7 protein-coding genes are annotated in these 8,766 nt (G+C 29.2%); all 7 read left to right on the top strand.

Annotation, left to right across the window (positions count from 1 at the left end):
- Positions 1-398 precede the first annotated feature (398 nt).
- The 7 genes from HMPREF0216_RS05200 to HMPREF0216_RS05170 all read left to right on the top strand — a co-directional run bounded on the left by HMPREF0216_RS05200 (position 399) and on the right by HMPREF0216_RS05170 (position 8,684).
- On the top strand, positions 399-1,412 hold the full coding sequence (locus HMPREF0216_RS05200; RefSeq protein WP_005212041.1) for a CAP domain-containing protein: 1,014 nt from the start codon (positions 399-401) through the stop codon (positions 1,410-1,412).
- A 140-nt stretch (positions 1,413-1,552) separates the two neighbouring features.
- On the top strand, positions 1,553-2,833 hold the full coding sequence (locus HMPREF0216_RS05195; protein ID WP_005212039.1) for a replication-associated recombination protein A: 1,281 nt from the start codon (positions 1,553-1,555) through the stop codon (positions 2,831-2,833).
- A gap of 172 nt (positions 2,834-3,005) precedes the next feature.
- Complete coding sequence (locus HMPREF0216_RS05190; RefSeq protein ID WP_005212037.1) at positions 3,006-3,455, top strand: RrF2 family transcriptional regulator; 450 nt, start codon at positions 3,006-3,008, stop codon at positions 3,453-3,455.
- Positions 3,456-3,458: 3 nt separating this feature from the next.
- Positions 3,459-4,643 (top strand): cysteine desulfurase NifS, encoded by a 1,185-nt coding sequence (gene nifS, locus HMPREF0216_RS05185; protein ID WP_005212035.1) that lies wholly within the window; start codon positions 3,459-3,461, stop codon positions 4,641-4,643.
- Between the two features lie 2 nt (positions 4,644-4,645).
- Positions 4,646-5,089 carry a Fe-S cluster assembly scaffold protein NifU gene (nifU, locus tag HMPREF0216_RS05180; protein WP_005212033.1) on the top strand — a complete coding sequence of 148 codons (444 nt, stop codon included), beginning with the start codon at positions 4,646-4,648 and terminating at the stop codon, positions 5,087-5,089.
- A 19-nt stretch (positions 5,090-5,108) separates the two neighbouring features.
- Positions 5,109-6,194 (top strand): tRNA 2-thiouridine(34) synthase MnmA, encoded by a 1,086-nt coding sequence (gene mnmA, locus HMPREF0216_RS05175; protein WP_005212031.1) that lies wholly within the window; start codon positions 5,109-5,111, stop codon positions 6,192-6,194.
- 213 nt (positions 6,195-6,407) lie between these two features.
- Positions 6,408-8,684: a hypothetical protein gene (locus HMPREF0216_RS05170; protein WP_005212030.1), complete on the top strand. Its 2,277-nt coding sequence runs from the start codon at positions 6,408-6,410 to the stop codon at positions 8,682-8,684.
- Positions 8,685-8,766: the final 82 nt, after the last annotated feature.

Genomic DNA, 8,766 nt, shown 5'->3' with positions numbered 1-8,766 from the left:
ATAAAATAATTATTTTCCTCCTACTCGATTGTTAAAAAGACCTTTATTATTTCTAGACAGCTTTTTAAAATTAAGATATTAATATATGATTAATATTTCAAATGTAAAACTAGAAAGTAAGAATAATATACTAGGAAATTTATTGGATGGAATAATACGGAAAAAGTGTACAAGCTACTAATATACACAAATAGCTATAGGAATTTAATTCTATTTAAGGCCTCTAAAACTAATATAGTAATATATATGAATGTAAAGAATGAATCTACTATAAGTGTTATTAAGAAAATATGTTATAAATGTAAGTGACGACGTTAGTGAAAGTAAAAAGTACTTTAACTAATAAGATATTGAACTATAAAGATTGTAGTTCAAAAAAATAAAAAGGAGTGGTACAGATGAAGAATAAACTAATTGCCGTTATATTATCAACAGCTATACTAGGGGGAGTAGGTTCAGGAATTTTTAGCACGACTGCAAACGCGGCTACAAAAAAAGTGGACATACAGTCTAATAGTAATAATTCAGAAAAAATAAAAGTAGCATGTGGAAACATGTTATCAGTATCTAATCTACAAAGCGGTAGTAAAACTATTTTTATTAATAATAATAAAGTTACTTTTCATTGGTGGATTGGAACGTCTCAAAACAACAGTTCAAACAATGGTCAATGCAACAATGGAAATGCATCAGGAGATAATAATGTAGTTGGAGATAATACAGTGAATAAACCATCTACGGACAAGCCATCAACTGATAACAATAATAACAACAATAACAATAATAGTAACGATAATAATGGAGGAAGTAACATAGAAGAAAATCCAAATGAAAAACCAACAACACCTCCAACAGTAGATAAGCCATCAAATGATAATACTATACAAACACCATCAGTAGATGAAACGCCATCAGTAGATGAAACACCGTCAGTAGATGAAACGCCATCAGTAGATGAAACACCATCAATAGATAATGGAACAAATGATTCTGAAATATCAAATTCAAACTTTATGGCACAGGTAGAAGCTGCTATCTTTAATAGAGTAAATGAAGAAAGAGCAAAAGCAGGAGTACCAGCATTATCATATAACACTACTATGGAGAAATATGCAAGAATTAAATCTCAAGATATGGGAGATAATAATTCCTTCAGTCACACAGATTTAAATGGAAATTATATTACAACTCAAATGAAAAATGATGGAGTAACATATAGTGCTTGGGGAGAAAATATTGCATATATAGGTGGAGTAACAGATCCAAATGTATTAGCAAATCAATTTATGAACAATTGGATGAATTCACAAGGACATAGAGAAAATATTTTATCAACTAAGTTCTCAAGTATTGGAGTAGGAGTTTATAAAATAGGAAATAAAGTTTACGCAACTCAAGAATTTTATAGATAATTAAATATATAAATGAATTATAAAAAAGGCTTGTACCAATATGGACAAGCCTTTTTAAATTGTATAAAAATAAACATTAAAATATTAAAAAAATAATTATTATGATATACTTTAAGCAATAATTATTTTGAGGTGAAAAGATGAAACCACTTGCTGATTTAATTAGACCAAGACAATTGAATGAGGTTTTTGGTCAACAACATATATTAGGTGAAAATAAAATTTTAGATAGAATAGTTAAAAGTGGACGTATATCTAATATGATATTTTATGGTCCACCAGGGGTAGGGAAGACTACTGTTGCAAATATAATAGCAGAAAAAGCAGGGAAAAGATTTTATAAATTAAATGCAACCAATGCATCATTAAAAGATATTCAGGAAATAACTAAAGAGTTAGATACATTTTTAGGAGTAAATGGAGTTGTCTTATATTTAGATGAGATACAAAATTTTAATAAGAAGCAGCAACAGTCTCTTTTAGAATATATAGAAGATGGAAGAATAACACTCATTGCATCAACTACAGAAAATCCGTATTTTTACATATTTAAGGCTTTACTTTCTAGATCAACAATATTTGAATTTAAACCAGTTGAAGAGGGAGAGATAAAAAAGGCTTTAAAAAGAGCAATTGAAATTAGAAGTAAAGATTATACTGAAATAAAACTGGATATAAAAGAAGAAGCTATAGATTATTTAGCTTCATATTGTAATGGTGATGTAAGAAAGGCTATAAATGGTTTAGAGGTAGCTTTAAATTCTACAAAGCCTAATAGTGATGGAGTTATATTAATTGATTTAGATGTAGCTCAAGATTCAACACAAAGTAAAGTTATTGCTTATGACAATGATGGAGATGCACATTATGATATATTAAGTGCATTTCAGAAATCAATTAGGGGAAGTGATGCAGATGCAGCTATCCACTATTTAGCAAGACTTATTAAAGCAGGAGATTTAATTTCTATTTGTAGAAGACTTCAAGTTATAGCATCAGAAGATATAGGGCTTGCATATCCACAAGCAAGTTTAATAGTAAAGTCATTAGTTGATTCTGCAAGAGAATTAGGATTTCCAGAAGCAAGAATACCTCTTGCAGAGGCAACTATTCTTTTAGCAACAAGTCCAAAATCAAATTCAGCTTATTTAGCTATAGATAGTGCATTGAGAGATTTAGAAAGTATGACAATAGGAGATATACCTATGCATTTAAAGGATGCACATTATAGTGGAGCTTGTAAAATGGGAAGAGGATTAGAATATAAATATCCTCATAGCTATCCTAACCATTATATAGAACAACAGTATTTGCCAGATAATATTAAAGATAGAACTTACTATCAGTATGGAGAAAATAAGTTTGAAAGAGCAACAAAAGAGTATTGGAAAAATGTTAAAAAGCTAAATAATATAGAATAATTAAATTTGATATTTTGTTTTATAAAACTCATTTTTAGGTAAATAGTAGTAGTATGAATAAATGGTAAAAATTTTTATAAAGTGAGAGTAAATCAAGGTTGACAAAAACAGAGTAAGTTAGTATGATATAAATATAAAGCAGAGCAAAAGACTCTGAATAAGGGGTGAGATTATGAAATTATCAACTAAAGGAAGATATGGAGTAAAAGCTATGGTTGAATTAGCTATCCATTATGGAGATTCTCCCCTATCAATAAAAACTATTTCTCAGAGACAAGGTATATCTGAATATTATTTAGAACAGTTATTTTCTCCACTTAGAAAAGCGAAACTTATAAATAGTATAAGAGGAGCTCAAGGTGGTTATGTATTAGGAAGAGAGCCTAAGGATATAAAAGTTTCGGATATAATGTATGTATTAGAAGGACCTATAGAAATTGCAGATTGTATTGAAGGGGTAGCTTGTGATAATGTTGATTGTTGTGCAACAAGACTTTTATGGACGAAAATTAAAAATAGTATAGATGAAGTTATGGAAGGGGTAACCCTACAAGATATAGTAGATGACTACAATAGAATTAAAGAAAGAAATGAGTCTTTAACTTTAAAGAGGAGTGAATAAAAAATGAAAACAGTATACATGGATTATGCGGCTACGACTTATGTAAAACCAGAGGTTTTAGAAGAAATGATGCCTTATTTTACAGAAAAGTTTGGTAACCCATCATCTTTTTATGGAATATCAAGAGAAACAAAGATGGCAATAGATAAAGCAAGAGGGCAAGTAGCAAAAGCTTTAAACTGTGATATTAATGAAGTTTACTTCACAGGGGGAGGCTCTGAGTCTGATAACTGGGCAATAAAAGGTATTGCATCAGCACATAGAAAAAAAGGAAATCATATAATAACTACTAAGATAGAGCATCATGCAGTTCTTCATACATGTGAGTATTTAGAAAAGAATGGCTTTGATGTAACGTATTTAGATGTTAATGAAGAAGGATTTATAGATTTAGAAGAGTTAAAAAATGCAATAACAGATAAAACTATTTTAGTATCAATTATGTTTGCAAATAATGAAATTGGAACAATACAACCAATTAAAGAAATAGGTGAAATTTGTAGAGAAAGAAAGATATTCTTCCATACAGATGCAGTTCAAGCAGTTGGAAATGTTCCAGTAGATGTTAAAGAAATGAATATAGATCTTTTATCTTTAGCTGGACATAAAATATATGGGCCTAAGGGAATCGGTGTTTTATACATAAGAAAAGGAATAAAGATTGACAACTTAATCCACGGTGGTGGTCAAGAAAGAGCTAGAAGAGCTGGAACTGAAAATATAGCCTCTGTTGTTGGATTAGGTAAAGCTATAGAGTTAGCAACTGAGGATTTACAAGGACATATGGAAAGACTATCTGTTCTTAGAGATAAACTTATAGATGGAATATTAGAAAGAGTACCATATTCATATTTAAATGGACCAAGAGGAGATAAGAGATTACCTGGTAATGTTAATGTAAGATTTACTTATATAGAAGGAGAATCTATATTATTATCATTAGATTTTGAAGGAATATGTGCTTCAAGTGGAAGTGCATGTACATCAGGATCATTAGATCCATCGCATGTGCTTTTAGCAATAGGCTTACCACATGAATTAGCACATGGATCACTAAGATTAACACTAGGTGATGGATCAACAGAAGAAGATGTTGACTATGTTTTAGAAGTATTACCTGGAATTATACAAAGAATAAGAAATATGTCACCATTATGGAGTGATTTTGTTAAGAAGGGAGAAAAATAATTATGATATATACAGATAAGGTTATGGACCATTTTAGAAACCCAAGAAATGTAGGAGAAATTGAAGACGCAAATGGTATTGGAGAAGTTGGAAATGCTAAATGCGGTGATATAATGAGAGTTTATTTAAAAGTTGAAGATAACATTATTAAAGATGTTAAGTTCCAAACTTTTGGATGTGGATCAGCTATAGCTTCATCATCAATGGCTACAGAAATGATTAAAGGTAAGTCATTAGAAGAAGCTTGGGAATTATCAAATAAGGCTGTTGCTGAAGCGCTAGATGGACTTCCACCAGTAAAAATGCATTGTTCAGTATTAGCAGAAGAAGCTATACACAAAGCAATCAATGATTATAGAAAAAATGCTGGATTAAGCACAGAAGGTTGGGAATTCGAAGAAACAGATCATGATGAATTACATGATGCAGTACACGGACACGAATAAAATTTAAGGTGTGGATTTAATGGAAAAGAAAAAGAAGGTAGTAATAGGTATGAGTGGCGGAGTTGATAGCTCCGTTGCTGCTTACCTTTTAAAAGAACAAGGCTATGATGTAATTGGTGTTACAATGCAAATATGGCAAGAAGACAATGAATATACAGAAAGAGAAGGTGGATGTTGTTCACTTTCAGCTGTAGATGATGCAAGAAGAGTTGCAAATAAAATAGGTATACCATTTTATGTAATGAACTTTAGAGATAGCTTTAAAGAAAAGGTTATTGACTACTTTGTTCAAGAATACATAGATGGAAAAACTCCAAATCCATGTATAGCATGTAATAAGCATTTAAAATTTGATGAGCTTTTAAGAAAAGCACAAGGAATTGGAGCAGATTATGTTGCAACAGGTCATTATGCTAAAATTGAAAAGAATGAAGATGGAAGATATCTTTTAATTCGTTCAGATGATGATAGAAAAGACCAAACTTATGCATTATATAACTTTACACAAGAGCAATTAGCACATACTTTAATGCCTTGTGGAGAGTATACTAAAGATAGAATAAGAGAAATAGCTAAAGAAATAGGATTAGCTGTTCATAATAAGAAAGATAGTGAAGAAATCTGTTTTATACCAGATAATAATCATGGAAGATACATAAGTGAAGCAAGACCTTTAGAAGTAGTTCCAGGAAATTTTGTTGATAAAAATGGAAATGTTTTAGGTAAGCATAAGGGAATAGTATATTATACAATTGGTCAAAGAAAAGGTTTAGGATTAGCACTTGGAAGACCAGTATTTGTTACAGATATAAACCCAAGAACTAATGAAGTTGTAATAGGACCAGAGGAAGACATATTTAAAACAGATTTAGTTGCTAAAGATGTAAACTTTATTCCATTTGATAAGTTAGAAGAGCCAATTACTGTTGAAGCTAAGGTTAGATATTCAGGAAGACCAGCAGAGGCAATAATTTCACCTTTAAAAGATGGAAAAGTTAAAGTAAGCTTTAAGGAAAAACAAAGAGCTATAACAAAAGGGCAATCAGTAGTATTCTACCAAGGAAACGTAGTTGTTGGTGGAGGAATAATTGCTGGCATAATATAAAAATTAAAAGTCATGGTTAATAACTATGACTTTTTTTATTGAATTAATTATATCAAGTATAAACTTTATGTGAATATAATTTTATCCACCATCAATTATCGAATGTAATGTATCTAATAAGTTATCAAAAAGATTATTCTAAGATTTTAAAAAATCTAATATATTGTATCAAATGAATTGATTTAATATTAACATAATTGAAGGAGGGTTCTATTGAGACAATATAGAATTGAGAAGGAAGGGCAAATAGATTTTTTTAAAACCTTTAGAATAGACTATGAAAACAATAATGTATTGATTGAAAATACAGATGGAGTTTGGAATGGAAATTTATTAGAATTCAAATTAAATATTACTGATGTTAGTAAAACATTATTGCAAGCAATTAAATATTTATCTAAATTGAGAGTTAAGGGAATATCTGTACCAGCTAATATACTTTTGATATCTCTTAATGAAAGAATATGCTATATTTTTAAGAGTCAAGATTATTTTGATGATATTCATAAAATATATTATGGACCTGCTAGTAAAAACAATGATGGTTTTATTATAACTAAATCATATGTAAAAATAATTGATTATTCAAAACAATATGGACAAGCAGAGATGATTCAAATTCTTAGAATAAAAAATCATATGCCTATTAATATTGATGAAAATTGCATAGTAGGATGGGCCGAAAGATATTATAATGAAAATCCTAATGCTCATAAAGGAGATTTTCTTGGAGATTTAGAAGGACTGATAAAAATCATTGGAGAAATCCGACAACCTAAGCATTTTGAAGGTCATATATTACCGTATAAAGGTAAAACAAATGAGAAATTTAAATATTTAATGGATAAATTAAACGATGACTTAAATAAAAAGAATTTAGGAGCTTTTTATACACCAAAGTTATATTGTGAAAAAGCGGCAGAGTTGCTTAGAAAGGCTATAGAAAGAGTTCCTAAAGGTAATGATTATATTATTATAGATAGATGTGCTGGAACAGGTAATTTAGAAGCAATTTTAACTGATGAAGAGCTATCACATTGTATTTTATCTACATATGAATATTATGAGTATAAGGTTCTTTGTGAGAGACTTTCAGATAAAGTAAGATTTATTATACCACCAATAGAAACTGACGAAACTTACGATAAAGGGTTTGTTAAAAATGCAAATGCTCTTAGTAAAGATTATGTATATAATGAGCTAATTCAAAAATACATCAAAGATAACAAGTGTACAATAATTCTTTTTGAGAATCCTCCATATGCAGAAACTACATCGATAGAACACCAAAAAAAGAGTAAATCTAAAACATCATCTATATGGAAGAAAAGTTTTGTTGTAGAAGAAATGAAAAAGGAAGTAAAAGGTGTTGCAACAAATGATTTAGGAAATGCATTTATATGGTCTGCTTTCAAATATTATTTGAGACAAACAACAGATAGTTATATAGTTTTTTCACCTGTAAAGTATTGGAAGGTTCAACATTTAATTTCTAAAAAATTATTAGATGGGTACGCTTTCAATAGAAAACATTTTCATACAAGTATAAATGCATGTATTATGGTTGCATTATGGACTAATGAGGACTGTTTAACGCAACTATCTTTTGTATTAAAAGCTTATGACATAAAGGATAATGAGCTAGTTTGTTGTGATAATCTTGATGTTAAAAAGATTTTCACTAAATATAGCAATATTTATTATGATAAAAGAAAACTAACAACTGAAACAGAAACAGGTATATTAGTTGGCTTAAATGGACTTGAAGCACCTAATAATGTTAAAAAAAGTTTAAAGCCCTTGTATGATGAAAATATTATTGGATATCTTGTGGCTGATAGCTCAGGTTTTGATAATCCAGATAATGTATCAAGTTTATTGATTGCTGGAAGATATAATGGTCATGGCTTTTTTCTAAGAAAAGATAATTATTTGGAAAAACTTCCTATATTTGCAGCAAGCCGCTATATTAGATATAATACGAGCTGGACCGAAAGAACTAGGGTTATGAAATCAGCAGATGGTTCAGAACGATTTTTTAAACATATTGCTACATCAAAAGGTAAACAAGATTTACTGAAAATACTGCTATTTTGCACATTAGAAAGTCAAAATCATATGAGAAGTTTTATAGGAAGCAATGGTATATTCTATAAAAATGAAATATGTCTTGATACAACTAATGGAGAAACTATTGTAAGCATGGACTTAAATAACTTAAAAGTAAATGATACAGAGAAAACATTGATAGATTTATGGAATAAAATATTATATAAAGCTAAATTAACTTCAAATTACAATGCTGAGTTAACATATGGAATTTATCAAATAAAAGATGAATTAAATACACATCATAAAAATGAATTAGGGGAAACCGTATATGATTATCCTATGCTTAATGGAGATATCTCTACATTAACATCTTTAGTTAAATGTTATTATTTAAAGGAAATAGTACCATTTTTATTTAAATACGAATTTTTAAAATAAACTATTAATATTATAAGATTAAAAAAGATTGATAAATTATATTCATCAATCTTTTTTTTGTGTGTGCCCAGCATGGGCAACA

This window comes from Clostridium celatum DSM 1785 (assembly GCF_000320405.1).
Classification (GTDB): domain Bacteria; phylum Bacillota; class Clostridia; order Clostridiales; family Clostridiaceae; genus Clostridium; species Clostridium celatum.
Note: the sequence above shows the minus strand (reverse complement) of the source record. Positions and strands in the feature narration are given on the sequence as shown.

Bases quoted from the DNA above. Each gene is read 5' to 3' on its own strand.
- nifS (WP_005212035.1), top strand. From the start codon at position 3,459: ATGAAAACAGTATACATGGATTATGCGGCTACGACTTATGTAAAACCA.
- mnmA (WP_005212031.1), top strand. From the start codon at position 5,109: ATGGAAAAGAAAAAGAAGGTAGTAATAGGTATGAGTGGCGGAGTTGAT.
- HMPREF0216_RS05195 (WP_005212039.1), top strand. From the start codon at position 1,553: ATGAAACCACTTGCTGATTTAATTAGACCAAGACAATTGAATGAGGTT.
- HMPREF0216_RS05190 (WP_005212037.1), top strand. From the start codon at position 3,006: ATGAAATTATCAACTAAAGGAAGATATGGAGTAAAAGCTATGGTTGAA.
- HMPREF0216_RS05200 (WP_005212041.1), top strand. From the start codon at position 399: ATGAAGAATAAACTAATTGCCGTTATATTATCAACAGCTATACTAGGG.
- nifU (WP_005212033.1), top strand. From the start codon at position 4,646: ATGATATATACAGATAAGGTTATGGACCATTTTAGAAACCCAAGAAAT.